Source organism: Bradyrhizobium sp. USDA 10063, from assembly GCF_054063735.1.
Genome location: NZ_JBSSGP010000002.1, coordinates 6,147,818 through 6,172,584 on the forward strand (window position 1 = coordinate 6,147,818; position 24,767 = coordinate 6,172,584).

Genomic DNA, 24,767 nt, shown 5'->3' on the forward strand with positions numbered 1-24,767 from the left:
GCGGGCGCTGCCTTATGCGGCGCCCGCATTCTTTTGCAGATAATCGTCCGCAAAGGCGAGATACCACTCCAGGCATCCCGGATTGGCCATCGCGTCCTTGTTGATGACCTTCTCGATCGGATGGCCGAGCAGGAGCTTCTTGATCGGCAGCTCCTGCTTCTTGCCCGATAGCGTGCGCGGGATTTCGGGCACCTGGAAGATCTCGTTGGGGAGGAAGCGGCGTGACAGGCCGGCTTCGATCGCCTTGTTGATTCTTGCCTTCATCGCCTCGTCGAGCGCGATGCCATCGCGCAGCACCACGAACAGTGGCATGTAGCTTTCGCGTCCGAGATATTCGAGGTCGACGACCATCGAGTCCAAAATCTCCGGCAGCGCCTCGATCGCCGAATAGAGTTCGCTCGTCCCCATGCGCAGGCCGTGCCGGTTGATGGTCGCATCGCTCCGGCCATAGATCACGCAGGAACCGTCGGTGCCGACCTTGAGCCAGTCGCCATGCCGCCACACCGGACCGCGTCCGCTGCCGTCGAAATTATCCGGATAGGTCTCGAAATAGCTGGCGCGGTAGCGCGCGTCATCAGGATCGTTCCAGAAACGCAGCGGCATCGACGGCAGCGGCTCGGTGCAGACGAGCTCGCCGACCTCGTCGATCACGGCCCGCCCCTGCTCGTTGAACGCCTCCACGGCGCAGCCCAGGATCCGGCATTGCATCGTGCCCGGCGTCTGCGGCAATTCCCTGTTGCCGCCGATGAAGGCGCCGGCGAAGTCGGTGCCGCCGGAGATGTTCGCCCACCACATGTCCGCCTGCGCGGCGTTGCCATTCACCTTTGAAAGCGCCGCGAAGCGCTCGTTGAACCAGGCTTGCGTGTCGGCGCTCAGCGGCGATCCGGTCGAGCCGAGCGCGCGCAGGCGCGAGAGGTCGCCGACGGCGGCGAGATCGATCTCCGCTTTCGTGCAATTGGCAAAGAACGCCGCGCCGGCGCCGAACACCGTCACCTTGGCGTCGGCCACGAAGCGCCACAGCGTCGTCCAGTCCGGCTTGTCCTTCGAGCCGCCGGGGCTGCCGTCGAAGATGCAGCAGGTGGTGCCGTTCAGGAGCCCGTTGACCTGGCAGTTCCACATGATCCAGCCGGTCGAGCTGTACCAATGGAAGCGTTCGCCAAACGAGTTCGGCTGGTAGCTGCAGCCGATGTCGTTGTGCAGCGTGTTCAGCGGCAGCACCACGATGATGATGCCGCCATGGCTGTGCACGATCGGCTTCGGCAAGCCGGTGGTGCCGCTGGAATAGACGATCCAGAGCGGGTGGTCGAACGGCAGCCACACCGGCTCGAACGCATCGATCGCGGGACCTTTGGCTGCCAGAATCTCCAAGAGCAGTTGGTCTTTCGAGGCGGCACTTGCCGCTGCATCGCTGTGCAGGATGACATGCTCGACGCTCGGCAGCGAGCGCCGCAGCTCGTCGAGCACGGCGCGGCGGTCATGTCGCCGGCCGGCATAGGTGACGGCATCGCAGGCGATCAGCACTTTCGGTTCGATCTGCTTGAAGCGGTCGATCACCGCCGGCGCCGCCATGTCGGGCGCGCACACGCTCCAGATCGCGCCCAGGCTCGCGGCGGCGAGGAAGGCGATGATGGTCTCGGGGATATTCGGCAGATAGGCCGCGACGCGGTCGCCGGGCTTGATGCCTTTCTCGCGCAGGTGAACGGCAAGCGCGGCCGCCTGGCGCCGCAGCTCGGGCCAGCTCGCTTCCTTCAGCACGCCATCTTCGCCGCTGCTTACGATCGCCGGCAGGCCCGCGGCCTCGGCGGCTTCGACGTGCCGGAACACCTGGTGGGCGTAGTTGACGGACGCGCCCGGAAACCAGACCGCGCCCGGCATCTTCCGCTCCGCCAGCACCGCGCGGTGCGGCGTCGGCGAGCGCAGGTCGAAATAGTCCCAGATGCTCTGCCAGTAGACGTCGAGGTCGCGCACCGACCACTGGCGCATCTCTTCAAAGCTGGAAAAGCTCAGCCCGCGCCGTTCCTGCAACCAGCGGCGATAAAGGGCGATCTCCGGAACGTAAGGTGCTGTCATTGCTCTTCGACTCGCATCGCGGCGAAAGCGCCGCTCGACCGAAAGTCCTAGCATGACGGAACCCGCGCGGGAATGTCATCTCGCCGAGGTCAGCGCGCACGATTGTTGCGAAGCCCGAGCTTCGCGGTCCTCGCACGCACCGCGCCCACCGTCCGCTTCATCTCCGCCGCGATGGCGCGCGGCGCCAGTCCGTCGCCGATGAACGCCCGGAGCGCGGCGTCGTCCTCGGCGGTCCAATCGGCGCCACTGAGCTGGAAGCGATGGTCGCGGTCGTCGGCCTTCGCAGCCGGCGCAAATCGCTGCCAGCCGAGTGTCTCGTGGAAGATCACGACGAACGCGATCCAGAGCATGATCGCGCGTCCTTCGGACAAGGCGATGGATTTCAGATGATCGACGCTGAACATGGGGTGCAGGATTGCTGCTACATCCGGCCAGATCCCGCCCGCGAGCCAATTCACTGACAGCGCGTAGATCGACACCAAGGGACCGGCCGCAATGGCGCCGAATGCCGCGGTCAGCCAAAGCGGCAGCCGGCCGCCGGACACCCTGCTCGCGAGCTGGGTGGTCAAGCCTGCCAACCACCAGGGAATGAGCGAGAGCGACAGCACGTAAGCGAACGCGCCGAAGAATCCGATCCTCCCCGCGTAAGGCCCGACCGCCGCCGTGAGCACGGCGAGCACCACCGGCACGCCACAGAAGAAGCCGATATCGATGAGAGCCTGCTGTGATGGCAGGGACCGGGCAATGGACCGCATAAGCTGCTCCGCTGGACAAAACCGGAAAAGTCATAGTGCGGCGGTCGGATGATCCGCAAGAGTATCCGCGGTGCCCTCACACCCGGTGGTTGCAGCGGGCGCGCACAGCGCTACTACGCAGATGCGAAAGCAGGAAGATATGCCTCAGCCGGGGCCGGCTGCTCTTTGCAGAAAAGAACGGGAGAAAGATAATGCGCGGAACCAAGGACCGGTCCAGCGACTTATTCGCGCAGGCTTTCACCGAGGCTCAAGAAAATGAAGCTGCTGCAGCGTCTCTCCCGGCTGTTCTGGCGGCGCCGGGAGTTGCGCCAACCGCCCGTCTTTCCGCAACCCTCCATCGATGCCGACGAATTCGCCCGCCTGCTGTGTAGCAGGCGGGTCGAAGATTTGAAGACGCTGGCGAAGAAGCTGAGCCAGCAGCCGAGGGCGCACGCCTGAGGCAGTGGTCCGTGGCCTGGGCGCGCCGGCCTTGGGTGGGCCTGGCGAACCTGGCGCTCGGCTAGCTGAGCGTCCCGAAATTTTTCGTACCTTCCGCTCTATTGCGCCTTCTCGTGCGCGGCCATGCCGACGGCCTTGTAGTCATAGGTCGGATAGAATTCGGTGTGATAGGCGCCCCAGGCCTTGTCCTCAAGTATGCGATTGACCTCTCGGAGCCGCGATGCCGGCAGCCGCAGCGTCACCACCTGTCCGATGCCCATCACCACGTACCAGCTCACGACCTCGACGCCCGCGGGTGGGAACGCCTTGTAGTATCCCTGCTTCTCGAGCTGTGCGTTGAGTTCGCTGAGCGGGCGCGACTGATCGTGCTTCAGGAACACCGTGATCATCACCGCATTGTCGGCGGTCGGCGGCGCCGTGCTCTCCGTGGGCGCGGTTTGCGCATTCGCGGCTGATATGAACGCCAGGGCGCAAGCGAGTGTCGCCATCGCAAGCCATGATCCGGTTACTCGGGCCATCGCCTTCTTCCTTCATAGCTGGAGGGATTGGGATCGCAATGATCGCGGTGTCGGTGAAAGCTGTAAATCGTCAAGCCAGGCGCGAGGCGCCCTGCGTTGATCACAAATCGTGCAGCAGTCCCTGCAGCGGGATGGCCTCTCGCGCACCCATCATTCGGTTCCGGCGCGATGTGTCACATCAGCTCCGCGCAAGGGCCGCGCGTTCGTCGTCAGGCCCGCATAAGGGTTCCCTGGAAAGCTCTCGAACTCACGCATCGATGGTGCGGTTCCATTCGCATCATCGGGTGATTCGCCGCGCGCCCGGGAATTGCCAACATTCGAGGTGTGGAACTCACACACATGCTCGTGAAACTACGATCTTCTGCCGTAATTTCAGTATTTTCCCGATGAGTAGAAATACTGAGATTTGCCACATTGCTGCGAGAATTGTTGCAAACTCTAGGCGCGTCTGCCTCTATTTCCTTGTGAGCTGGCAACACATGGTCGCGTTCTCAGTATTCCTACTGAGTGCCGGGTTAACGCGGGAACAGCCTTAGGGTCGCTAGATCGGTCGCATGACACAACACGAGCATCGAGCCGAAGGGTCGCATCTGTCGAAGTGGATGGAGGATCGCGCCCCATTCGAAAGCAATCGTGAGATTGTGGAACTCGCCGCAGAGCGCGCACGGGCGACGGAAGAGGCGGGCGCTGCGATCGCGCGCCAGTTCAACGGTCCGATGACGGCGCTGCTGCTCTACATGAACGAGATCAAGCAGCACAGCCATCAGTTCGCGCATTCGCCGGCAGCCCGGATCTATCTGCAGCAGGTGGTCGAGAACGCGCTGCATCAGACCGAGCGCGTCTGCGCGATGCTGAAGCAGATTTCCGACATTCCTGCCGGATCCGGCCCCGTGATTGATCAGAAGGCGGGATGGGACAATCCGCCCGCGCGCATCAAGGACGAAAGCCGGCCGCCAAAGATGACGGTTGCATCCAAGGCCGGCCAGAAGCCGCTCACCAGGCGCGAGCGCGAGGTGCTCCGCCTCATCAGCGAAGGCTATTCCAACAAGCAGGGCGCGTTGCGCATGAACATCAGCCCGCGGACCTTCGAAAGCCATCGCGCCGAAGCGATGCGCAAGCTCGGCGCGCGCAACACCGCCGATCTGGTCCGCAAGGCGCTGATGCAGTCGTCCTGATCGCTAAACCCCGACTGAGCAGGCGGTTGCCGGGCGCGACCCATGCCCGCTGCAGGCGGGAGCGGCAGAGCGCCATAAAGCACGATGCATTGGCGCCGAGATTGCGCTTAAGCAAATAACGATTCGATTCAAATTGATAAGGAAGCGCCGGAATACCTGGGGTCGCTCCTCGACATCGGCGCAGATCTCCCGGGTTACGCGTTTTGCGTCACCCGGCTATGAGGTCGTTCAGAGGTAATCTTCCGCGAAGGCATGAACGCGCGGAGCTGGCCGCAGGTTCACGGTTGCGGGCTTCGGCGCTTCCGGGATGATCGTGATGGTCCAGGCTGCTGGAACGCGCGACTTGTTTTCCACGATGGATCGAACGTGACCTGTGACCGTCGAGCCGGCCGAACGCGCGGTCGCGGTCCTGCCGTTGAACTGTGCGATACGAAAACGCCTGGCTTCCTTCTGGTCCGTCGTTTCGAACGTGAACATGTCAGCTCTCCCGTGTTCACGCCGATTATCGCCGGTTAAGCTTAGCCGTCTGTGAAAATTTGGAGCCGTAGAAGTACGGCCGGATTTCCACGCGGGGAGCAAGCGCGCGGTTGCGCCTATGCCCTAACCTGTTCACATCTCTGAATCAGGCGGGTGTATTGGGCTTTCACCGTCGCGTAGCATTCGCATGAGGTCTTCATCAAACCGTCGAGATTGGTGATCTCGATGTGGCCTCGGCTGTAGTGGATGAAATCTGCCTGCTGAAGCGTATGCGCGACCAGCGAGACGCTGTTGCGACGCGCGCCGATCATCTGCGCCATGGCTTCCTGCGTCAGCACGATCTTGTCGCTTCCGGACAGGTCGCGGGTGTGCAGGAGGCATCGCGCGAGCCGCGATTCCACGGTGTGCGAAGCATTGCAGCCGGCGGTCTGCTGGATCTGCGCATCGACCGCGAGTCCGTGCCGCGCCAGCGCGCGGCGCAGCGTCGCGCTCCGGTCGGCGGCGAGGCGAAGCTGATCGAGTTCGATCGTCGAAGCGATGCCGGGCACCACCACCATGGCGCTGTTCAGCGCGGTCGCGTCCCCGAGCGCGGCGAACGCGCCGAAGATGCTGTCACGCCCGACCAAGGCGATCTGCACATGCTCGCCGCGCGCGAGTTTCACGATCAGGGAAATCGCACCCTTGTGCGGCAGATAGGCTCGCTTGAGCACTTCGTCGACCTCGACCAGAACCATGTCCTGGATGAGATCGATGGTGCGCAGATGCGGGCGGATCAGTTCGAAATCGGATGCCGACAGTGCGGACAGGAATCCGTTCGGCGGACGAGGAACCGAATCCAAAGCAGTCTCCTGCCTCTTAGCTTGAGCATGTTTCGGGCCTGGCAGCCCGCACACGCTGCCTTTGTTGCAAGATGACCTTGTCACGCATCGCGAGCAAGGAAAACTTGGCGATTTTAAGGATGCTATGCGATTAGTGCCGGCAACTGTGGCTTCGACGACGCAGGTTCCGCCGCCTGCAGGGCTTCTCATTCGGTCTTGAGCAGTCGACCGCGCCGCGTCTTCACCGCGGCGTAGCACTCGCACGCGGTCTTCCGCAAACCTTCGAGATCGATGATTTCGATGTTCCCGCGGCTGTAGCGGATCAAGCCGGCTTCCTGGAATGCGTGTGCCACGATCGAAATGGCGTTGCGCCGAACGCCGAGCAGCTGCGCCAGAGATTCCTGGGTCAGCGGCAACGGTTCGCCGTCACACAACTCACGAGTGTGCAACAGCCAGCGAGACAACCGTGATTCGACCGTGTGCGATGCATGGCATGTCGCGGCCTGCTGGGCCTGCACGGACAGCGCCTGCTGATGCCTGACCAGAACGTCCCGCAGCGCGCTGCTTGCTTCCATCGCCGCATGCAGGCGATCGGTTGCAAGAACCGAGGCGATGCCGGGAATGATGACGACCGCGTCCGCCAGCGACGGTCCGTCATGGAGCGCGGCAGTGCCGCCGACAATGCTGTCGCGGCCTATCTTGGCGACTTCAACGGTCTCGCCTTCGGCGAAGCCGACGATCATTGAAACCACGCCGCTGTGCGGCAGATAGACTTCGCCGATCGGCGCACCGGCCTCGAACAGCACCGTCTCTTTGGTCAGTTCGACGGTTGCGAGATGCGGCCGCAGCGACTCGAATTCCGCGGCTGGCAGAGTCTGCAACAGATGATTGGACGGACGCGATGATCCAGCCATTCCCTCTCCTGCCGAAAGGCGGGAGCTCACGGTCTCGCGTCACCTACTCATGGCATGTCGGATGGCACGAAGAATAGCTGTCTCCGACGATTGCACAAGAGTTACGCGTTTGTGGCTATACACCTTACCGGGCAGACAGACCGCGTCGTTTGCGACCGTACGAGAATGGCGTGCTGATTCGCGCGGGAGACCGCGAAAGATATCGACAGCGCTCAAGCGCGCCGCGTCTCCATGCGAAGCACTGCGCAGCGGGATTGAATGGAACTTGTCGGCGCAACGAGGTCGCTTGTTCCGATGAGACGAACGCGAACGTTCGCGGTAGAGATGATGCTCGAACGAGAAGGTCATGCGTGACGGCGATTTGAATCAAACTCATTGCGTTACGCTCTCTCGATCGCGGTGAAGAGAGCGTGGGTCCTTGACGCTCGCGTTGTCCGTCGACGACGAGAGTTGTCTGCTCCGTGATCCGATCGCAATCCATCGTGCGCGCGTACTGCTGTTCCGATCTGCGCATTCACGCATTCACGCCTGCGATCGTCTCAGTAGAACTACTGAGAAACACGTCTGCGCGCGGATTTTCTGGGTATTTGTACTGAGGAGCGATTTAACGAACGGGTAGCGCCGCCGGAACAGTGTGGCACGGTCGCCGGAGTGAAATTTCCGGCGGCTGCGTCAACAGTGTTCATCCAGAAGGGTACTCAGTCATGTCCGGCATTGTTCTTTCCGCTTCGGTTCGCCAGAACCTGCTCTCGCTGCAATCAACCGCTGACCTGCTCGCCACCACGCAGAGCCGCCTCTCCACCGGCAAGAAGGTCAACTCGGCCCTCGACAATCCGACCAACTATTTCACTGCCGCCTCGCTCGACAATCGCGCGAGCGACATCAACAACCTGCTCGATGGCATCGGCAACGGCGTGCAGGTGCTGCAGGCGGCCAACACCGGCATCACCTCGCTGCAGAAGCTGGTCGACAGCGCCAAGTCGATCGCCAACCAGGCGCTGCAGGCGACCACGGGTTATTCGGCCAAGTCGACCGCTACGTCGGCCGCCATCACTGGCGCGACCGCCACGAACCTGCTCGGCAATGCCGATACGGCGGCGACCGTGACGGGTACTGCGGTTGCGGGCGGCATCACCGCGGCCACGACCACCACTGCTGCTGGATTTGCCAACGGCGACTCGTTCTCGGTCAACGGCAAGACGATCACGTTCGCGACGGGCGGCGTCGGCGCCACCGCGGCCTCGACCACGGACGCCAACGGCAACGTCACGATCAACCTGCAGTGGGGCGCGGGCCCCGCCGATACGACTGTGGCGGATGTTCTTACCGCGATCAACGGCATCACCGGCGGCACATCGTCGATCACTGCCAACGCCCTGACCGTCAGCAACGCCGCTGCTGATACGACCAACAGCATCACGTTCGGTGGCAGCACCACCGTCCTCGCCAAGCTTGGCCTTACGGCAGGTGAGACCAAGCCGACCAGTACCAAGGATGGCCAGGTCCTCAGCATCGCTGCGATCGGCAGCAAGGCGGCTCAGAACATCACCATCGGAACCGGCACCGGTGAGGTGAACACCCTGGACGATCTGAACAAGAAGCTCGCCGACAGCAACCTGGTGGCTTCGATCTCCGCCGACGGCAAGCTGAGCATCACGACTGCGAACGACGATGCGTCGGTTGACCTGACCGGCAAGATCACCGGCAGCGCCACGGGTGCCGGCGGTCTGCTCGGGACTCTCACCACGACCGCGCCGGTCAAGGATATCGATGCGCAAAACACTCGCGCGGATCTGGTCCGCCAGTACAATACGGTGATCGACCAGATCAAGACGACGGCGCAGGATGCCTCCTTCAACGGCATCAACCTGCTGAACGGCGATCAGCTCAAGCTGGTGTTCAACGAAACCGGCAAGTCGACGCTGACGATCAACGGCGTGACCGACGATCCGGCCGGCCTCGGCCTGTCGTCGCTGACTGCCGGGACCGACTTCATCGACAACGACAGCACCCAGAAGGTTCTCACCGTGCTGAACAACGCGTCGAGCACGCTGCGTTCGCAGGCGTCGGCCTTCGGTTCGAACCTGTCGATCGTGCAGATCCGTCAGGACTTCTCGAAGAACCTGATCAACGTGCTGCAGACCGGCTCGTCCAACCTGACGCTGGCCGACACCAACGAGGAAGCGGCCAACAGCCAGGCGCTGTCGACCCGCCAGTCGATCGCGGTGTCCGCGCTGGCGCTCGCCAACCAGAGCCAGCAGAGCGTGCTCCAGCTCCTCCGCTGAGCCCTGCGACGAAACCGAACACGGAAGCGGCGGAGGCAACTCCGCCGCTTTCGGGCTGAACTATCGCGAGACCGCATGGCGGCACCCCCATCGCCGTTTCGCGCGACGAAGACTTCAAAGATCGAGGGCGACTAGACGCCCAGGTCTTTACCTAGAAAAGCCGTTGCCTAGAAAAGGAGACGATCATGCCGTTACGCGTCGAACTCAAGCCGTTTGAACGGATCGTCATCGGCGAGACCGTGCTGATCAATTCCGGCACCCGCACCTCCTTCCTGATCGACGGCGAAGCGCCGATCCTGCGCGAACGGGACACCGTGACCGCGGAGACCGCCAATACCCCGGCAAGGCGGCTCTATCACTGCGTCCAGACCATGTATCTGAAGAACGACGTTCAGCGTTATCGGACCGCCTATCTCGGCTTCGCCAAGGAGCTGCGGGAGGCCGATGCCGGCGCGCGTGAGGCGCTCGACCTGGTTAACCGGCATGTGGCTGATGGCGCCCTTTACAAGGCGCTCAAGGAGATCCGCAAGCTGATGCAGCGCGAGCAGCAGCGCGCCGCGGCGTGAGCAGGCGAGGCCTACCCCGCACGCGAAAACTCCAACGAATTCATTGTCTTCGCGCCCGATGCGCGGCCGCGATCGAGTCAGGCGCATCCGGTAGCGCCCGCCCTGCGGTATCAACATGCCATCCGTAGTCGCACGGGCGGTAAAATTAAGTGGTTGTGAGCCGCTGGGCGCTATCGATTGACGAGCATCCACAAGAACAATCGAGAGGCGAACTCAGATGGACGACGTTCGGATCGGCGAGCAAGTGCGGACCTGCCTTGTCGTCGATGATTCCAGCGTGGTGCGGAAGATCGCGCGCCGCATCCTGGAAGAGCTCGATTTCCAGATCATCGAGGCCGAGAACGGCGAGCGGGCGCTGGAAGCCTGCAGGCGCGCCATGCCCACAGCGGTGCTGCTCGACTGGAACATGCCGGTGATGGATGGCCATGAATTCCTGCTCCATCTGCGTCGGCTACCCGGCGGCGACCTGCCCAAGGTCGTGTTCTGCACCACCGAGAACAACATCGATCACATCTCGCGCGCGCTCGAGGCGGGCGCCGACGAATACATCATGAAGCCGTTCGACAAAGACATCATCGCCGCCAAATTCCACGAAGTCGGCCTGATCGCAGCCTCGATGCCTGCCTGATCGTTCGAAAATCCCCTGCGCTGAGAGGCTGTCGTGAACGCTGCCGACTACGAGTATCTGCGTAAATTGTTCAAGGACCATTCCGGTCTCGACCTGTCCGCGGACAAGCAATATCTGATCGAAAGCCGCCTGCTGCCGCTGTCGCGCAAATGCGGCCTCGTCGGCATCGACGATCTCGTGCAGAAGATGAGGGCAGGCTCTGCCTGCCACATCGCGCAGGCGGTCGAGGCCATGACCACCAACGAGACCTTCTTCTTCCGCGACAAGGCGCCGTTCGATCATTTCCGCGATACGATCATCCCGGAGCTGTTGAAGGCGCGGGCAAGCCGCAGGACGATCCGGATCTGGTGCGCCGCCGGCTCGACCGGGCAGGAGCCGTATTCGCTGGCGATGTGCCTGAAGGAGCTGAGCGCGCAGCTTGCGGGCTGGCGCACCGAGATCGTCGCGACCGATCTGTCGCAGGAGGTGCTGGAGAAATCCAAGGCCGGGATCTACAGCCAGTTCGAGGTGCAGCGCGGCCTGCCGATCCAATTGCTGGTCAAATATTTCAAGCAGAACGGCGAGCTCTGGCAGATCAATGCCGACATCCGCGCCATGGTGCAGCACCGGCAGCTCAATTTGCTGCATGACTTCTCGCAGCTCGGCACTTTCGACGTCATCTTCTGCCGCAACGTCCTGATCTATTTCGACCAGGACACCAAGATCAGCATCTTCAACCGCCTCGCCAGGTCGCTCGAAGGAGATGGCTTCCTGGTGCTCGGCGCGGCCGAAACCGTCGTCGGCCTGACCGACGTCTTCAAGCCCTGTCCTGAAAAGCGCGGCCTCTACCGGCCGAGCGGCGCGCGCCCGGCGGTCGCTCCGATGGCGGCTGCCGCCATGCCCAGGATGGCCGCGATCGGAGGACGCTGACAGATGAGCGAGACCAGCAGGGCGGCGGAGCGGGTGACATTCAGCCGCGGCTACGAGGTGTGCATCATGGCCATCGATGGAACCTGGCGGCGCAACTGCGTGCTTAACGCCATCTCCGAGAATGACGCCGCCCTGAACGTCGAAGGCTCCATCCAGGGCCTTAACCTTAAAGAGTTCTTCCTGCTGCTGTCCTCGACCGGGCTTGCCTACCGCCGCTGCGAACTGGTCCGCGTCAACGGCACCGAGATCGACATCCAGTTCATCCGGGGCAAGCCGATGAAAAAGCGCGTCACCGCGGCGGCGGAATCTGCCGATTCCTGAGACGGCTGCCTCCGCCGGCGGCGCGGCCGCACCACATTTGCTGCAAAGCGAGGGAACCGAAAGCCGCAAAACCTCCGGCTAGTTCAGGCGGTGCTCGATTGCCGTCGCTTCGAGCAGGAACTCAAGGGCCGCGCCGAGCCCCTCGTCGCATGCCTTCAGCACCGCCCCCGCTCTGGCATAGCGGGGCGTGACGTCATCGAGCACGATAATGTCGGTATCGGCGCCATCAGCGGAAGCAAGCGAGGTTTCGCAGGCGATCGCGCTCTCGATCCGCGACAGGCTCGCCTGCACCTGCCCGATCAGGCACGTCAGGTCCGAGACGATTGATTGATAGGCGTCGTTTCCATCGACGGCCTCGGTGGCGATATTTTCTTCTGCAGCTTTCTGCATGCGCATTCTCCACGGTACCCTATCTTTAGGGACCCCGGTGCTACTTGTGCGTTAAGCCGTCGTCCCGTACAAATACGGGTCAATTCGATGCGATGTCGATCGGAGTCATTGTTTCGGTTTGCGCCAGGTTTCACCACTCAGGGACGAATGACCCATGGCTGAGAATGCCCCCTCCCGCGGGGAGATTTTCGTAGTCGATGACGATCCCGCCGTCCGCGACACGCTCTCGATGGTCCTGTCTGCAGCCGGCTACCAGGTGATCTGTTTTGCCGACGGCGCCGCGCTGTTGTCGGTCGCGCGAACCAGGACGCCGGCCTGTATCCTGCTCGACGTGCACATCCCCGGCAAATCCGGCCTCGATATTCTGAAGGAACTGCATGGCGAGGATTATCCGGCGCCGATCTTCATGATCTCGGGACAGGGCGACATCGCGATGGCCGTCAGCGCCATCAAGAACGGCGCGCTCGACTTCATCGAAAAGCCGTTCCGCGGCAGCGAGATCGTCGCCCGCCTCGATGAAGCGATCGGCGCCTATACGCGGCGGCAGGCGGAGAACTCCGGCTCCCGCATCGCGACGCTGCATTTTCCGGGACGCGAGCCGCTGACCCGGCGCGAGCGCGAGGTGCTGGAACAATTCACGGCCGGCGCCTCCAACAAGGAAGCGGGGCGTTCTCTCGGCATCAGCCCGCGCACGATCGAGGATCATCGCGCCAACATCATGAAGAAGCTGGGCGCCAGGAATGCCGCCGACCTCGTGCGCATCGTGATGACCGCGCAGCAGCAACAGCAGCGCTCGGCCTAGTCCGCCGTCGTCCCTGCGAAAGCAGGGACCCATAACCACAGGCGGTTGTTGTGACGCGAGCAAGCGGTTGCAGCGGAGCACACAACAACTGCCTGTGGTTATGGGTCCCGGGGCAAGCCCGGGACGACACCGTTATTGCTGCGAGTTATTGCAACGTCTTTCGCATTTGAGCTCGCCTCTATCCCGCCAGCGCCTTGCGGATCATGATCGCCATGTCCGACTTGCGATAGGGCTTTGCCAGCAAGAGCACGCCTTCGTCGAGCCGGCCGTGATGGATGATCGCGTTCTCGGTGTAGCCCGAGGTGAACAGCACCTTCACGTCGGGCTTCAATCTGCGGATCTCCTCGGCGAGCTGGCGGCCGTTCATGCCGGGCATGATCACGTCGGTGAACAAGAGGTCGAACGGCCGGTCGGCGCGGGTGATCGCGAGCGCCTCTGAGGCGTTTGCGGCATCCAGCGTGACATAGCCGAGCGAGTGCAATTGCGTCAGCACATAGTCGCGCACCAGCTTGTCGTCCTCGACGACGAGGATGGTTTCGTTCCCGCCCTCGAGCTTGAGCGCTAGCGTCGGCTCGATCGCGGCTGTCGCGCTGGCCGCAGGCGGCAGGTACATTCTGATCGTAGTGCCGTGGCCTTGCTCGCTGTAGATCTTGATGTGCCCGGCCGACTGCTTGATGAAACCATAGACCATGCTGAGGCCAAGGCCGGTGCCCTTGCCGGGACCTTTCGAGGTGAAGAACGGATTGAACACCTTGTCGATGATGTCGGAGGGGATTCCGGTGCCGGTGTCGCTCACCGCGATCATCGCATAGCGCCCCGGCCGGACGTCGCCCTGCAGTTTCGCGTAGGTTTCGTCGAGGAAGACGGTGCCGGTCTCGAGCACGAGCTTGCCGCCACCCGGCATCGCATCGCGGGCGTTGAGTGCGAGGTTGAGGATCGCGGTGACGAGCTGGTTGGGGTCGACGATCGCAAGGCAGGTCTCGTCCTCGAAGATCGATTCGATCTCGACATGCTCGCCGAGCGTTCGCTGCAACAGCTTGGTGGTCTCGACGATCAGGAGGTTGACGTCGATCTCGCGCGGGTCCAGCGGCTGCTTGCGGGCGAATGCCAGCAGATGCTGGGTGAGCTCGGCGCCGCGCCCGGCCGCCTCGTCGATCATCTTGGTGATCGCGGCAAGCTGCGGCTCGTTCTTCACCGCATCGGCCAGGATCTCGATCGTGCCGGTGATGACGGTGAGGATGTTGTTGAAATCATGCGCGATGCCGCCGGTGAGCTGGCCGACGGCCTCCATCTTCTCGGCCTGCCTCATGCGTTCCTCGGCGGCGATCTTGTCGGTAAGGTCGCGGACGAAGCCGTTGAACACGAAACCGTCGCGGGTCTTCAGCGCGGCGATGCTGAGTTCCGCCGTGAACTCGGCGCCGTCGCGCCGCCGTATCAGCACCTCGCGGCGCGGCTGTTGCACCTGTACGCCGCCCGTTTTCAGGAAGGCCGCCAGCGCCGCCTTGAGCGGGCCGTCCGGCCGCCCCAACAGCTCGAACACGTTCCTCCCGAGCGCCTCCTCGCGCGGCCATCCGAACAGCGTTGCGGCTTGCGGATTCCAGTAGCGGATGATGCCCTTCTGATCGATCTGCACGAAGGCGTCGAGCGCGCTGTTGATGATGCCGCGCGCCAGTTGCTCGCTCTCGCGCAAATTCTCCTGCGCCTTGCGGCTTTCGGTCATGTCGCGCGCGGTCTTGCAGACGCCGATGATGGCCCCGGATGCCGACTTGATCGGCGAGATCGAGAGCGAGACCTCGACCGCCGTGCCGTCCTTGCGCAGACGCACGGTCTCGTTGTTCGCGATCGTTTCGCCCCGGCTGATGCGGCGCAGCGCGTCGTCCGTCTCCGAGGCGCGGTCGGGCGGCACGATCAGCGAGATGTGCCGGCCCACCGCCTCAGTCGCGGGGTACCCGAACAGGCGCTCCGCGGCCGGATTCCAGCCGGTGACGATGCCGTCCAGCGATTCCGTGATGACGGCGTCGTTGGCGGATTCGACTGCGGCGCTGAACAGGCGCTCGCGCCCGGCGAGGCGGTCGCGCGCGGCTTCGGTACGCAGATGTTCGACCACCTCGCGCTCGAGCGCAACGGTCTTGGCGTTCGCCTCATTGATCACGCGCACGAAGGCGCGCGCCAGCACGCCGGTCTCGCCCGGCGCGTCGACCGGAATGGCGTCGGTGCCGTTCTTGGCCACGCTCTCGACCGCCGCCGTCAATTGCCGGATCGGCCGCATCAGCGACCTCGCGATCAGGATCGCCAGGACTGCTGCCGCCAGCACGGCGAGCAGGCCGACCACGATCGAGCTGTTGCGGATCGTCGCCGCCGGCGCCATGAACACCGCGTTCGGCACCGTCTCGATCACCGCGATCCATTCATTGCCGGCGAGCAGCGCAGGCGCCAGCGCCACGCCGTTCGGCCGTCCACCCGTGCCTTCGACCATGCGCGAGAAGCCCTGCGGCGTACCCTGCGACGACGCCAGATAGGGAAAGTCGCGCCGCCAGTCGGCTCCGGTTCCTGTCTGCTCACCGAATTCGCGCGCGCGGTCGGGATGGATGAGGTAGTTGCCTCGGCCGTCGACCACATAGGCCGCTTCGCCCGGCCGTACCGAGCTCCGCACGCGGTCGAGCTCGCGGCGCATGTCGATCTCGATCAGGATGATCCCGAACGGCTTGCCATCGGCCGCCGGCACCGGCGTCGCCACCCGTAGGATCACCGGCTGCGCTGCGCCGGCATCCTTCTCCAATTCGACCGGCGAGACATAGATCCCGCCAACACCAAGTGCGACCGTGTCGCGGAAGTAGGGCGCATCGCCGGCGCGCGGCAGCTCTGCTTCCGGCACGGCACGAATGCCGCCGTTCGGCCCCGAACGGTCGACGCGGACGATTTCATGCCCGCCATCGGCAACGCCGATATAACGCAGCCGCGCATAGGCCGGCTTGATCGCAAGCTGCGCGGCGAGGCGGTTTTCCAGCCGCTCGCGCCACAGCGTCTCGCTGACATGATCGACCGGATCCGTCCCGTTATTGAGACGGGCCTGCATCATCCCGATCACCGCGGCAAGATCGCGAAAGATCACGATGTCGGCGCGCGCACCGTCGGTATAGGAGGCCAGGTCGCCTGCGACGAAGCGCGAATGCGTCTCGATCCGGTCGAGCACGCGCGGCACGAACGCCTGTTCCAGGTTGCGATAGCTCAGCCACGCGACCGCGCCCACTGCGATCGCAACCAGCGCAATCATCGAGATGGCGAGCCTGGTTGTGAGCGTCATCTGTGCGGCTGCGGCCTTCCTCCGTCAGGACCAGGCGATCTTCCCGAAACCGGCCGGTTTATGCAACCGGTTCCCGCGGGTCTCGGTTCGCCTTGGTTTACGCATTTTTATGAATTGGGCCAACGGGAGAGCTTTCCGTTGCACGCGGGGAGGGGGCGCGCATGACGGGCTTGCCGGGCCAGCGATCCCTGTGACATGACGGTGCGCAGGTCTCACCACAGGTGCAAAAATGACAAGAAAGAAAAGCCCGGAAACGCTCCGCAGCGCGCGCTGGTTCGCGCCCGATGATCTCAGGGCCTTCGGCCACCGTTCGCGCGCCATGCAGATGGGCTATGCGCCACAGGAGTGGAAGGACCGGCCGGTGATCGCGATCATCAACACCTGGTCGGAGGCGCAGCCCTGCCACATGCATTTCAAGAGCCGTGTCGACGACGTCAAGCGCGGCGTGCTGATGGCGGGCGGCTTTCCGATGGAACTGCCGGCGCTGTCGCTGTCGGAATCGTTCTTGAAGCCGACCACCATGCTCTATCGCAACATGCTGGCGATGGACGCGGAGGAACTGCTACGCGGCCATCCGGTCGACGGCGTCGTGCTGATGGGCGGCTGCGACAAAACCACGCCGGCGTTGCTGTTAGGCGCCACCTCCATGAATCTGCCCACGATCTATCTGCCGGCTGGCCCGATGCTGCGCGGCAATTGGAAGGGCCGCACCCTGGGCTCGGGATCGGATGCCTGGAAATATTGGGACGAGCGGCGGGCGGGAAAGATTTCCGATGATGACTGGGTCGACATGGAAGCCGGCATCGCCCGCAGCTACGGCACCTGCATGACCATGGGCACCGCCTCCACCATGACCGCGATCGCCGAATCCATCGGCATGACGCTGCCTGGTGCTTCCTCGATTCCCGCGGCGGATGCCGGTCACATCCGGATGGCCTCCGAATGCGGCCGACGCATCGTCGAGATGGTCTGGGAGGATCTGACCCCGCGACAGATCCAGACGCGCAAAGCGTTCGAGAACGCGATCACGGTCGCGATGGCGATGGGCTGCTCGACCAATGCGATCATCCATCTGATCGCGCAGGCCCGCCGCGCCGGCCAGGACATCTCCCTCGACGATTTCGAGAAGGCAAGCCGCAAGGTGCCTGTGATCGCCAATGTCCGCCCGAGCGGCGATCTCTATCTGATGGAGGATTTCTTCTATGCCGGCGGCCTGCCGGCACTGATGAGCCGGATCAAGGATCATCTGCATCTCGACTGTGTCACCGTGACCGGCAGGACGCTGGGGGAAAACATCGCCCGCGCCGAAGTCTATAACGACGATGTCATCCGCGACGTCGCGAACCCGATCTACAAGGAGGGCGCGCTCGCGGTGCTCAAGGGCAATCTCGCCCCCGACGGCTGCGTCATCAAGCCCAGCGCCTGCGATCCGCGCTTCCTGAAGCATTCGGGCCCGGCGCTGGTGTTCGACGATTACTCCTCGATGAAGAAGGCGATCGACGATCCCGATCTCGATGTCACGCCCGATCATGTCCTGATCCTGCGCAACGCAGGGCCACAGGGCGGACCGGGCATGCCGGAATGGGGCATGCTGCCGATCCCGACCAGGCTCGTGAAGCAGGGCGTGCGCGACATGGTGCGGATCTCGGACGCGCGCATGAGCGGCACCAGCTATGGCGCCTGCATCCTGCATGTCGCGCCCGAAGCTTACGTCGGCGGCCCGCTCGCGCTGGTGAAGAATGGCGACCGCATCGCCCTCGACGTCGCTGCCCGCAGCATCACCCTCGATGTTCCGGAAGAAGAACTCGAACGGCGCCGCGCCGCCTGGAAGCCGCCGGAGCGCCGCTACGAGCGCGGCTATGGCTGGATGTTCTCCCGCCACATCAAGCAGGCCAACGAAGGCTGCGATTTCGATTTCCTCGAGACGGATTTCGGCAAGCCGGTCGACGAGCCGTCGATTTACTGATCGCCGTTGTTCTTCACCTCTCCCGCGTGCGGGAGAGGTCGGCGCGTAGCGCCGGGTGAGGGTTCTCTCCGCTGGGGGACTCGCGGAGAGAGCCCTCACCCCAGCCCTCTCCCGCACGCGGGAGAGGGAGCTCAGCATCGATCCCGGAATGATAAATGAGAGAGCGAGAACGCCGATGTCCAAACTCAGCGACGCCACCCGCAACAAGCTGAAAACCGTCTCCACCGCCACCGTTGCCACCGCGCTGTACAAACGCGGTTTCCGCATCCAGTGCATCCAGGACGTCCACCCCTTGAGCCCGGACCAGCCGACCATGGTCGGCGAAGCTTTCACGCTGCGTTACATGCCGGCGCGCGAGGACCTCAACAAGCTCGAGGTCTTCCGCGACCGTTCGCATCCGCATCCGCAGCGCAAGGCGATCGAGGATTGCCCGCCCGGCGCGGTGCTGGTGATGGACAGCCGCAAGGATGCGCGCGCCGCCTCCGCCGGCGCTATCCTGGTGACGCGCCTGATGAAGCGCGGCGTTGCCGGCGTCGTCACCGATGGCGGCTTCCGCGATTCCGTAGAGATCGCCGCGCTCGGCTTTCCCGCCTACCACCACCGGCCGAGTGCACCGACGAATTTGACGCTGCACCAGGCGATCGAGATCAACGTGCCGATCGGCTGCGGCGACGCCCCGGTGTTCCCCGGCGATGTGATCCTTGGCGATGCCGACGGCGTCATCGTCATCCCCGCGCATCTTGCCGACGAGATCGCCGAGGAAACCTTCGAGATGACTGCATTCGAGGATTTCGTCGCCGAGGAAGTCCACAAGGGCCGCGGCATCTTTGGTCTCTATCCCGCCACCGATCCGCAGACATTGACCGATTTCGCGGCCTGGCGGAAAAGGAACGGACGCTAGATCGCGATCCCACCTCCCCCGCTTGCGGGGGAGGTCGGCGCATAGCGCCGGGTGAGGGCTCTCTCCCCACGGATTGTCCCATCGTGGAGACACCCTCACCCCAGCCCTCTCCCGCAAGCGGGAGAGGGAGCGCAGCTTCGGCGCGGCTGCGGTTCAACTTGATCGAACCATGCTTTAGTTCTCGATTCGACAATTGGCACCAAGATCGACCAAGACGGAGGAACGCCATGCTGATGTTCAACAATCTGATCGACGGCGAATGGATGTCGGACGGCGCGCGCTCGCCCAACGTCAATCCGTCCGATACCAACGACATCGTCGGCGAAGCCGTGCGCGGCACCCGCGCCCAGCTTGATGCTGCGGTCGCCGCTGCCAAGGCGGCATTCCCCGCATGGTCGCGTGCGACGCCGCAGGTGCGCTACGACATCCTCAAGAAAGCCTCAGATGAAATCCTGGCGCGCAAGGATGAATTGGGCCGCTTGCTGTCGCGCGAGGAGGGCAAGACCCTGCCCGAGGGCACCGGCGAGGCCGCGCGTGCCGGGCAGATTTTTGCGTTCTTTGCCGGCGAGTGCCTGCGCATGGCCGGCGAGAAACTTTCCTCCGTGCGGCCCGGCATCGATGTCGAGATCACCCGCGAGGCGCTGGGCGTGGTCGGCCTGATCACGCCCTGGAATTTTCCGATCGCGATTCCGGCCTGGAAGATCGCGCCCGCGCTCGCCTATGGCAACACGGTCGTGATCAAGCCGGCTGACCTGGTGCCGGGTTCGACCTGGGCGCTGGTCGATATCCTGCAGCGTGCCGGTCTGCCCAAAGGCGTGCTTAACCTCGTGATCGGTCGCGGCTCCGAGGTCGGCGCCGCGCTGCTCGAACATCCCGATGTCGCGGCGATCAGCTTCACCGGATCGGTGGCGACCGGCCAAAAGGTCGCCGCGGCCTGCGTGGCGTCGCGGCCGATGAAGAAATTCCAGCTCGAGATGGGCGGCAAGAATCCGCTGGTCATTCTCGACGATGCCGACCTGAAGGTTGCGGTCGAATGCGCCGCCAACAGCGCGTTCTTCTCCACGGGCCAGCGCTGCACGGCGGCCTCGCGCCTGATCGTCACCAAGGGCATTCATGACAAGTTCGTCGCCGCGCTCACCGCGCGTCTGGGCGGCCTCAAGGTCGACGACGCCTTGAAGGCCGGCACCGATATCGGCCCGGTCGTCGACCAGAACCAGCTCGATCAGGACCTGAAATATCTCTCGATCGGCAAGGACGAGGGAGCCAAGCTGGTGTTCGGCGGCGAGCGGCTGAAGCGTGACGCGCCCGGCTTCTATCTGCAGCCGGCGCTGTTCACCGGCGTGACCAACAAGATGCGGATCGCACGCGAGGAGATCTTCGGACCGGTCGCCGGCGTCATTCGTGTCAACGACTATGCCGAGGCGCTGGCCACCGCAAACGATACCGAGTTCGGCCTCTCCGCCGGCATCTGCACCACCAGCCTGAAATACGCCAGCGACTTCAAGCGAAACGCCGAGGCGGGCATGGTGATGGTCAACCTGCCGATTGCCGGCGTCGACTATCACGTCCCGTTCGGCGGCCGAAAAGGCTCGAGCTACGGCCCGCGCGAGCAGGGAAAATATGCGGCCGAGTTCTACACGACGGTGAAGACGGCTTATACGAATCCGTGAGGTTTGCGTTGTTGCATCAGGCTGAAGTGCAGCCTCGTAGGGTGGGCAAAGCGTAGCGTGCCCACCATCCACGCTCGATGCAAGAGAAGGTGGGCACGCTTCGCTTTGCCCACCCTCATATGGGGCTTTGTGAGTCAAGGCTCTTGAACCGGTGCGGGTTGGGTTTTTGCAGTGAGAGGGCGGCGCGCGGAGCCATGCGTAGCGCAGCGCGACGACCGGGCCCCGGGCGAGGATTGGCTTCCGAAGATTTCTGCAGCTCACTGCATCACCTCATATCCGGTCGGATCGGCTGATCCGTACCCACATTCCGCATGCTTGCGGCGAGGAAGCCAAGAGGATGAGACCCATCTACAAAGCGGCCTGGTTGGGCCCCTGGGTGGCACGGTCATCATCCATCCTGTACGGGGCGCGCGGCGCGGAGCCGCCTCGCCCTGGTGGCGTGGTCCGGTGCTAGGCCTTCATCACGGCCTGCTCCGGAACAAGGCCGGTGGTGAGATAGCGCCACAGCGCCACGATCAGCTTGCGCGCCAGCGCGACGATGGCGATGCGCTTGGCGCGCTTGCCGGCGTTTTCGGTGCGGGTGCGGAACCAGCGGCTGAGCGCGCTGTCCGGCTGATGGCGCAGCCAGAGCCAGGCCAGTTCGATCGTCTTGTGGCGGGCGCGCCGGTTGCCGGCCTTGCTGATCCCCTGCTCGCGATCGATGCTGCCGCTTTGCCAGGGACTGGGCGCCAATCCGCAATAGCTGGCGACCTCGCGCCGGTTGCGGAAGTCCTTGTAGAACACCTCGTTCACCAGCGTCGCGGCAAACGCCGGGCCGAGCGCCTTGAGCTGCTGCAACTGATCCCGTCGCTTCGCCATCGGCGCCGGCGCCGCGGCGGCTTCCGCCGCGACTTCTGCCGCGACTTCTGTAGCGACTTGGGCCTGCTCCAGCGCCTTGAGCTGGTCGCGCACCAGCATCAGCCGGGCATGCTCGCGCTTCACTTCGGCCAGAAGCTGCGGCGGCAGCGGCTGCCCTTGCCAGTCCCGCTGCTGCTCCAGCCAGGCGAGCCAGGTCCGTCGTCGCAAGGTGCCGGCCGCCATGCCCAACAGGCGCAGCAGCGCCTTGATCCGGTTGGTGTGCCCCGTCTGCTCCTTCACCAGTCGTTCGCGTTCGCGGCTGGCGCGCCGGGCGTCCTCCTCGGCCACGCTCGGCACCCGGACGATCCGCACCACCCGCGGCTCGCCTCGCAAATGAGCCATCAAGGTGCGCAGCAGAAGCTCGCCATCGATCCGGTCTGTCTTCGCCCGCCGCGCCCGTTGCTCCACCGCGATGCTCGCCGGGTCGAAGATGAAGTTGGTGATCCCAGCCGCCGCGAGCAGCCGGTGCAGCCAGAAGCCGTCATAGCCAGCCTCGTAGCAGCTCACCACCCGCGGCGCCGCTCCAAGCTTCGCAGTCGCCCGGGCCTTGACCTGCTCGATCAGCGCCAGCAGCCCGGCGTGATCGCCGCCTTCCAGCTTGTGGCGCGATATCCGGTCCCGATCCGGACTGTGCAGCGTCACCAGCCACGTCTTCTGACTCAGTTCGATCGCAACGAAAATCGTGCCACAATGCCCGGCGGTGGGCGTGTTCTTGGTCAATGCTTGCATCAGACTCTCCGATGGTTCGAGTGTGGAAACCCAAACCTACCGGAAAGGGCGCGCTCACCGCCCCATGGAATCTACATTACTACGAAAGCTACGCGGCCGCGTCCGCCAATCCCACCGCCCATAGCGCAAACGCGTAGACGATCGCGATTTCATCGAGGCGGTTGAAGCGGCCCGATGCGCCGCCGTGTCCCGCGCCCATGTTGGTGCGCAAGAGCACCGGCCCGCCGGCGGTCATGTTTGCCCGCAGTCGCGCGATCCATTTCGCCGGCTCCCAATAGGTGACGCGCGGATCGGTGAGGCCGCCCATGGCGAGGATCGCGGGATAATCCTTCGCCGCGACATTGTCGTAGGGCGAGTACGACAGGATGGTGCGAAAATCCTTCTCGCTCTCGATCGGGTTGCCCCATTCCGGCCATTCCGGCGGCGTCAGCGGCAGCGTGTCGTCGAGCATGGTGTTGAGCACGTCGACGAACGGCACTTCGGCGACGATGCCGCCGAACAATTCGCCGGCGCGGTTTGCGACTGCCCCCATCAGCATGCCGCCGGCCGAACCGCCATGGCCGACGATGCGTTTTGCGCTCGTGTACTTTGCATCGATCAGCGCGCGGGCAGAGGCCGCGAAATCATCAAAGCTGTTGGTCTTCTTCTCGCGCTTGCCGTCGAGATACCAGCCCCAGCCCTTGTCGGCGCCGCCACGGATATGCGCGATCGCATAGACGAAGCCGCGGTCGACCAGCGACAGGCGGTTGGTGCTGAAGGAGGCCGGCATCGCCATGCCATAGGAGCCGTAACCATAGAGCAGTAGCGGCGCCGCGCCGTCGCGAACGAAATCCTTGCGGTGCAGGATCGAGACCGGCACCTCTGCGCCATCATGCGACGTCGCCATGATGCGGGTGGTGACATAGTCGGCCGGGTCGTGGCCGGAGGGAATCTCCTGGCGCTTGCGCAACACCCGTGTCCGCTTCGTCATGTCGTAGTCGTAGACTTCCGACGGCGTCGTCATCGACGAATAGGAGAAGCGCAGGTTCGTCGTCTCGAATTCGTAGGAGCCCATGGTGTCGAGCGAGTAGGCGGCCTCGTCGAAGGCGATCGCATGCTCTTCGTTGGTGGCGAGATCGCGGATCACGATCGCGGGCAGCGCATTGGCGCGTTCCAGCCGCACCATGTGGCCGGAGAAAAGCTCGAGGTCGATGACGTAGATGCCTTCGCGATGCGGGATCAGGTCACGCCAGTTCTTGCGCTCGGGCGATCCAAGCGGCGCGGTCACCACCTTGAAGTCGATCGCGCCGTCGGCATTGGTGAGGATGAACAGCTCGTCGCCGCGATCGGCGATCGAATATTGCACGCCCTCCTCGCGCTCGGCGATCAGCCGCGGCGGCGCCTCGGGATTTCCAAGATCGATCAGCCGCTGCTCCGAGGTCTCGTGATCGCCGCCCGCGATCACGCAGAAGCGCCCGCTCGCGCTCTCATGCAGATGGGTGAACCAGCCGGAATCCTGCTCTTCGTAAACCAACACGTCGTCGGCCTGCCGGGTGCCGAGACGATGGCGCCAGACCTGCATCGGGCGATGGTTGTCATCTAACTTGACGTAGAAGAAGCTCTTCGCATCCGCGCTCCACACCACGCCGCCATCGGTTTCCTCGACGATATCGTTGAGATCGCCGCCGGTTGCCCAGTCGCGCACGCGGATCGAGAAATATTCCGAGCCCTTGGTGTCGGCGCTCCAGGCATGCAGCCTGTGGTCCGGCGAATGCCGGCTGCCGCCAAACCTGAAATAGTCCCGGTCCTTCGCCAGTTCGTCGCCGTCGAGCACGACATGCGCCTCGCCGCCGTCGCGCGGCATGCGGCCGAACATCTCATGCTGCCCGCCCTCGCGGAATTTACGAAAGTAAGCGAACGGACCGTCGGGCGAGGGGACGCTGGAATCGTCCTCCTTGATCCGCCCGCGCATCTCCGCGACCAGCGTCTTCTGCAAGGGTGCGGTGTGGCCGAGCAGGCTCTCGGTATAGCCGTTCTCGGCTTCGAGATAGTTGCGGATATCCGGATCGAGGATCGAGGGATCGCGCAGCACCTCCTGCCATTTCGGATCCTTCAGCCAGGCATAGTCGTCGGTCACGGTGATGCCGTGCCGCGTGAAGGAATGCGGCCGCTGCGGCGCGACGGGCGCTGGGTGGGCAGGTGTCTTGGTGGCGGATTGGTCCACTCGGTCCTCGTTCCGTTTCAAAGGCTATGCC

Annotated in this window: 21 protein-coding genes; 11 read left to right on the forward strand and 10 right to left on the reverse strand. The window is 63.9% G+C overall.

Annotated features, from left to right (window positions below):
- Positions 1 to 12: 12 nt before the first annotated feature.
- A complete protein-coding gene (locus ACVJGD_RS31180; protein WP_456637808.1) occupies positions 13 to 2,070 on the reverse strand; it encodes an acetoacetate--CoA ligase in 2,058 nt (685 codons plus the stop codon).
- 89 nt (positions 2,071 to 2,159) lie between these two features.
- A complete protein-coding gene (locus tag ACVJGD_RS31185) occupies positions 2,160 to 2,825 on the reverse strand; it encodes a hypothetical protein (RefSeq protein ID WP_456637809.1) in 666 nt (221 codons plus the stop codon).
- 255 nt (positions 2,826 to 3,080) lie between these two features.
- Between ACVJGD_RS31185 and ACVJGD_RS31190 the strand changes: the two genes are divergently transcribed.
- The gene (locus ACVJGD_RS31190) at positions 3,081 to 3,263 is read left to right on the forward strand and encodes a hypothetical protein (RefSeq protein ID WP_454621849.1); all 183 of its coding nucleotides are present in this window, start codon (positions 3,081 to 3,083) and stop codon (positions 3,261 to 3,263) included.
- 98 nt (positions 3,264 to 3,361) lie between these two features.
- Here the strand turns inward: ACVJGD_RS31190 and ACVJGD_RS31195 are convergent, their stop codons facing one another.
- A complete protein-coding gene (locus ACVJGD_RS31195) occupies positions 3,362 to 3,781 on the reverse strand; it encodes a hypothetical protein (RefSeq protein ID WP_456637810.1) in 420 nt (139 codons plus the stop codon).
- Between the two features lie 554 nt (positions 3,782 to 4,335).
- Between ACVJGD_RS31195 and ACVJGD_RS31200 the strand changes: the two genes are divergently transcribed.
- Complete coding sequence (locus ACVJGD_RS31200) at positions 4,336 to 4,956, forward strand: response regulator transcription factor (RefSeq protein ID WP_456637811.1); 621 nt, start codon at positions 4,336 to 4,338, stop codon at positions 4,954 to 4,956.
- Positions 4,957 to 5,184: 228 nt separating this feature from the next.
- Here the strand turns inward: ACVJGD_RS31200 and ACVJGD_RS31205 are convergent, their stop codons facing one another.
- The 3 genes from ACVJGD_RS31205 to ACVJGD_RS31215 all read right to left on the reverse strand — a co-directional run bounded on the left by ACVJGD_RS31205 (position 5,185) and on the right by ACVJGD_RS31215 (position 7,165).
- Positions 5,185 to 5,433, reverse strand: coding sequence for a hypothetical protein (locus ACVJGD_RS31205; protein WP_456637812.1), 249 nt, complete (start codon positions 5,431 to 5,433; stop codon positions 5,185 to 5,187).
- A 116-nt stretch (positions 5,434 to 5,549) separates the two neighbouring features.
- The gene (locus ACVJGD_RS31210; protein ID WP_456637813.1) at positions 5,550 to 6,272 is read right to left on the reverse strand and encodes a Crp/Fnr family transcriptional regulator; all 723 of its coding nucleotides are present in this window, start codon (positions 6,270 to 6,272) and stop codon (positions 5,550 to 5,552) included.
- 185 nt (positions 6,273 to 6,457) lie between these two features.
- Complete coding sequence (locus ACVJGD_RS31215; protein WP_456637814.1) at positions 6,458 to 7,165, reverse strand: Crp/Fnr family transcriptional regulator; 708 nt, start codon at positions 7,163 to 7,165, stop codon at positions 6,458 to 6,460.
- A gap of 704 nt (positions 7,166 to 7,869) precedes the next feature.
- Between ACVJGD_RS31215 and ACVJGD_RS31220 the strand changes: the two genes are divergently transcribed.
- The 5 genes from ACVJGD_RS31220 (at position 7,870) to ACVJGD_RS31240 (ending at position 11,874) form a co-directional block, all read left to right on the forward strand.
- Positions 7,870 to 9,450 carry a flagellin N-terminal helical domain-containing protein gene (locus ACVJGD_RS31220; protein WP_456637815.1) on the forward strand — a complete coding sequence of 527 codons (1,581 nt, stop codon included), beginning with the start codon at positions 7,870 to 7,872 and terminating at the stop codon, positions 9,448 to 9,450.
- Between the two features lie 185 nt (positions 9,451 to 9,635).
- Positions 9,636 to 10,016 (forward strand): flagellar biosynthesis repressor FlbT, encoded by a 381-nt coding sequence (flbT, locus tag ACVJGD_RS31225; protein ID WP_456637816.1) that lies wholly within the window; start codon positions 9,636 to 9,638, stop codon positions 10,014 to 10,016.
- 244 nt (positions 10,017 to 10,260) lie between these two features.
- Positions 10,261 to 10,644, forward strand: a complete 384-nt coding sequence (locus tag ACVJGD_RS31230) for a response regulator (protein ID WP_456640432.1) — start codon at positions 10,261 to 10,263, stop codon at positions 10,642 to 10,644.
- A 33-nt stretch (positions 10,645 to 10,677) separates the two neighbouring features.
- The gene (locus ACVJGD_RS31235; RefSeq protein ID WP_456637817.1) at positions 10,678 to 11,553 is read left to right on the forward strand and encodes a CheR family methyltransferase; all 876 of its coding nucleotides are present in this window, start codon (positions 10,678 to 10,680) and stop codon (positions 11,551 to 11,553) included.
- 3 nt (positions 11,554 to 11,556) lie between these two features.
- On the forward strand, positions 11,557 to 11,874 hold the full coding sequence (locus ACVJGD_RS31240) for a PilZ domain-containing protein (protein WP_456637818.1): 318 nt from the start codon (positions 11,557 to 11,559) through the stop codon (positions 11,872 to 11,874).
- Positions 11,875 to 11,952: 78 nt separating this feature from the next.
- Here the strand turns inward: ACVJGD_RS31240 and ACVJGD_RS31245 are convergent, their stop codons facing one another.
- On the reverse strand, positions 11,953 to 12,264 hold the full coding sequence (locus ACVJGD_RS31245) for a hypothetical protein (protein ID WP_456637819.1): 312 nt from the start codon (positions 12,262 to 12,264) through the stop codon (positions 11,953 to 11,955).
- A gap of 154 nt (positions 12,265 to 12,418) precedes the next feature.
- Between ACVJGD_RS31245 and ACVJGD_RS31250 the strand changes: the two genes are divergently transcribed.
- On the forward strand, positions 12,419 to 13,066 hold the full coding sequence (locus ACVJGD_RS31250) for a response regulator transcription factor (RefSeq protein ID WP_456637820.1): 648 nt from the start codon (positions 12,419 to 12,421) through the stop codon (positions 13,064 to 13,066).
- Between the two features lie 178 nt (positions 13,067 to 13,244).
- Here ACVJGD_RS31250 and ACVJGD_RS31255 read toward each other — a convergent pair whose 3' ends face one another.
- Entirely contained in the window at positions 13,245 to 16,370 is a 3,126-nt protein-coding gene (locus tag ACVJGD_RS31255) for a PAS domain S-box protein (RefSeq protein WP_456637821.1), read from the reverse strand.
- Between the two features lie 229 nt (positions 16,371 to 16,599).
- On the opposite strand from ACVJGD_RS31255, the gene araD reads away from it, so the two are divergent.
- From araD to ACVJGD_RS31270, 3 genes are all read left to right on the forward strand, one after another.
- Positions 16,600 to 18,336, forward strand: coding sequence for an L-arabinonate dehydratase (gene araD, locus ACVJGD_RS31260; protein ID WP_456637822.1), 1,737 nt, complete (start codon positions 16,600 to 16,602; stop codon positions 18,334 to 18,336).
- Positions 18,337 to 18,511: 175 nt separating this feature from the next.
- Positions 18,512 to 19,237 carry a ribonuclease activity regulator RraA gene (locus ACVJGD_RS31265; protein WP_456637823.1) on the forward strand — a complete coding sequence of 242 codons (726 nt, stop codon included), beginning with the start codon at positions 18,512 to 18,514 and terminating at the stop codon, positions 19,235 to 19,237.
- Between the two features lie 227 nt (positions 19,238 to 19,464).
- The gene (locus tag ACVJGD_RS31270; protein WP_456637824.1) at positions 19,465 to 20,907 is read left to right on the forward strand and encodes an aldehyde dehydrogenase family protein; all 1,443 of its coding nucleotides are present in this window, start codon (positions 19,465 to 19,467) and stop codon (positions 20,905 to 20,907) included.
- Positions 20,908 to 21,357: 450 nt separating this feature from the next.
- Here ACVJGD_RS31270 and ACVJGD_RS31275 read toward each other — a convergent pair whose 3' ends face one another.
- Complete coding sequence (locus tag ACVJGD_RS31275) at positions 21,358 to 22,533, reverse strand: IS110 family RNA-guided transposase (protein ID WP_456632918.1); 1,176 nt, start codon at positions 22,531 to 22,533, stop codon at positions 21,358 to 21,360.
- A gap of 88 nt (positions 22,534 to 22,621) precedes the next feature.
- Positions 22,622 to 24,736: a S9 family peptidase gene (locus ACVJGD_RS31280; RefSeq protein ID WP_456637825.1), complete on the reverse strand. Its 2,115-nt coding sequence runs from the start codon at positions 24,734 to 24,736 to the stop codon at positions 22,622 to 22,624.
- Between the last annotated feature and the right edge of the window lie 31 nt (positions 24,737 to 24,767).

Bases quoted from the DNA above. Each gene is read 5' to 3' on its own strand.
- ACVJGD_RS31200 (WP_456637811.1), top strand. From the start codon at position 4,336: ATGACACAACACGAGCATCGAGCCGAAGGGTCGCATCTGTCGAAGTGG.
- ACVJGD_RS31185 (WP_456637809.1), bottom strand. From the start codon at position 2,825: ATGCGGTCCATTGCCCGGTCCCTGCCATCACAGCAGGCTCTCATCGAT.
- ACVJGD_RS31270 (WP_456637824.1), top strand. From the start codon at position 19,465: ATGCTGATGTTCAACAATCTGATCGACGGCGAATGGATGTCGGACGGC.
- flbT (WP_456637816.1), top strand. From the start codon at position 9,636: ATGCCGTTACGCGTCGAACTCAAGCCGTTTGAACGGATCGTCATCGGC.
- ACVJGD_RS31180 (WP_456637808.1), bottom strand. From the start codon at position 2,070: ATGACAGCACCTTACGTTCCGGAGATCGCCCTTTATCGCCGCTGGTTG.
- ACVJGD_RS31275 (WP_456632918.1), bottom strand. From the start codon at position 22,533: ATGCAAGCATTGACCAAGAACACGCCCACCGCCGGGCATTGTGGCACG.
- ACVJGD_RS31195 (WP_456637810.1), bottom strand. From the start codon at position 3,781: ATGGCCCGAGTAACCGGATCATGGCTTGCGATGGCGACACTCGCTTGC.
- ACVJGD_RS31190 (WP_454621849.1), top strand. From the start codon at position 3,081: ATGAAGCTGCTGCAGCGTCTCTCCCGGCTGTTCTGGCGGCGCCGGGAG.
- ACVJGD_RS31240 (WP_456637818.1), top strand. From the start codon at position 11,557: ATGAGCGAGACCAGCAGGGCGGCGGAGCGGGTGACATTCAGCCGCGGC.
- ACVJGD_RS31205 (WP_456637812.1), bottom strand. From the start codon at position 5,433: ATGTTCACGTTCGAAACGACGGACCAGAAGGAAGCCAGGCGTTTTCGT.
- ACVJGD_RS31255 (WP_456637821.1), bottom strand. From the start codon at position 16,370: ATGACGCTCACAACCAGGCTCGCCATCTCGATGATTGCGCTGGTTGCG.
- ACVJGD_RS31265 (WP_456637823.1), top strand. From the start codon at position 18,512: ATGTCCAAACTCAGCGACGCCACCCGCAACAAGCTGAAAACCGTCTCC.
- ACVJGD_RS31245 (WP_456637819.1), bottom strand. From the start codon at position 12,264: ATGCAGAAAGCTGCAGAAGAAAATATCGCCACCGAGGCCGTCGATGGA.
- ACVJGD_RS31215 (WP_456637814.1), bottom strand. From the start codon at position 7,165: ATGGCTGGATCATCGCGTCCGTCCAATCATCTGTTGCAGACTCTGCCA.
- ACVJGD_RS31250 (WP_456637820.1), top strand. From the start codon at position 12,419: ATGGCTGAGAATGCCCCCTCCCGCGGGGAGATTTTCGTAGTCGATGAC.
- ACVJGD_RS31220 (WP_456637815.1), top strand. From the start codon at position 7,870: ATGTCCGGCATTGTTCTTTCCGCTTCGGTTCGCCAGAACCTGCTCTCG.
- araD (WP_456637822.1), top strand. From the start codon at position 16,600: ATGACAAGAAAGAAAAGCCCGGAAACGCTCCGCAGCGCGCGCTGGTTC.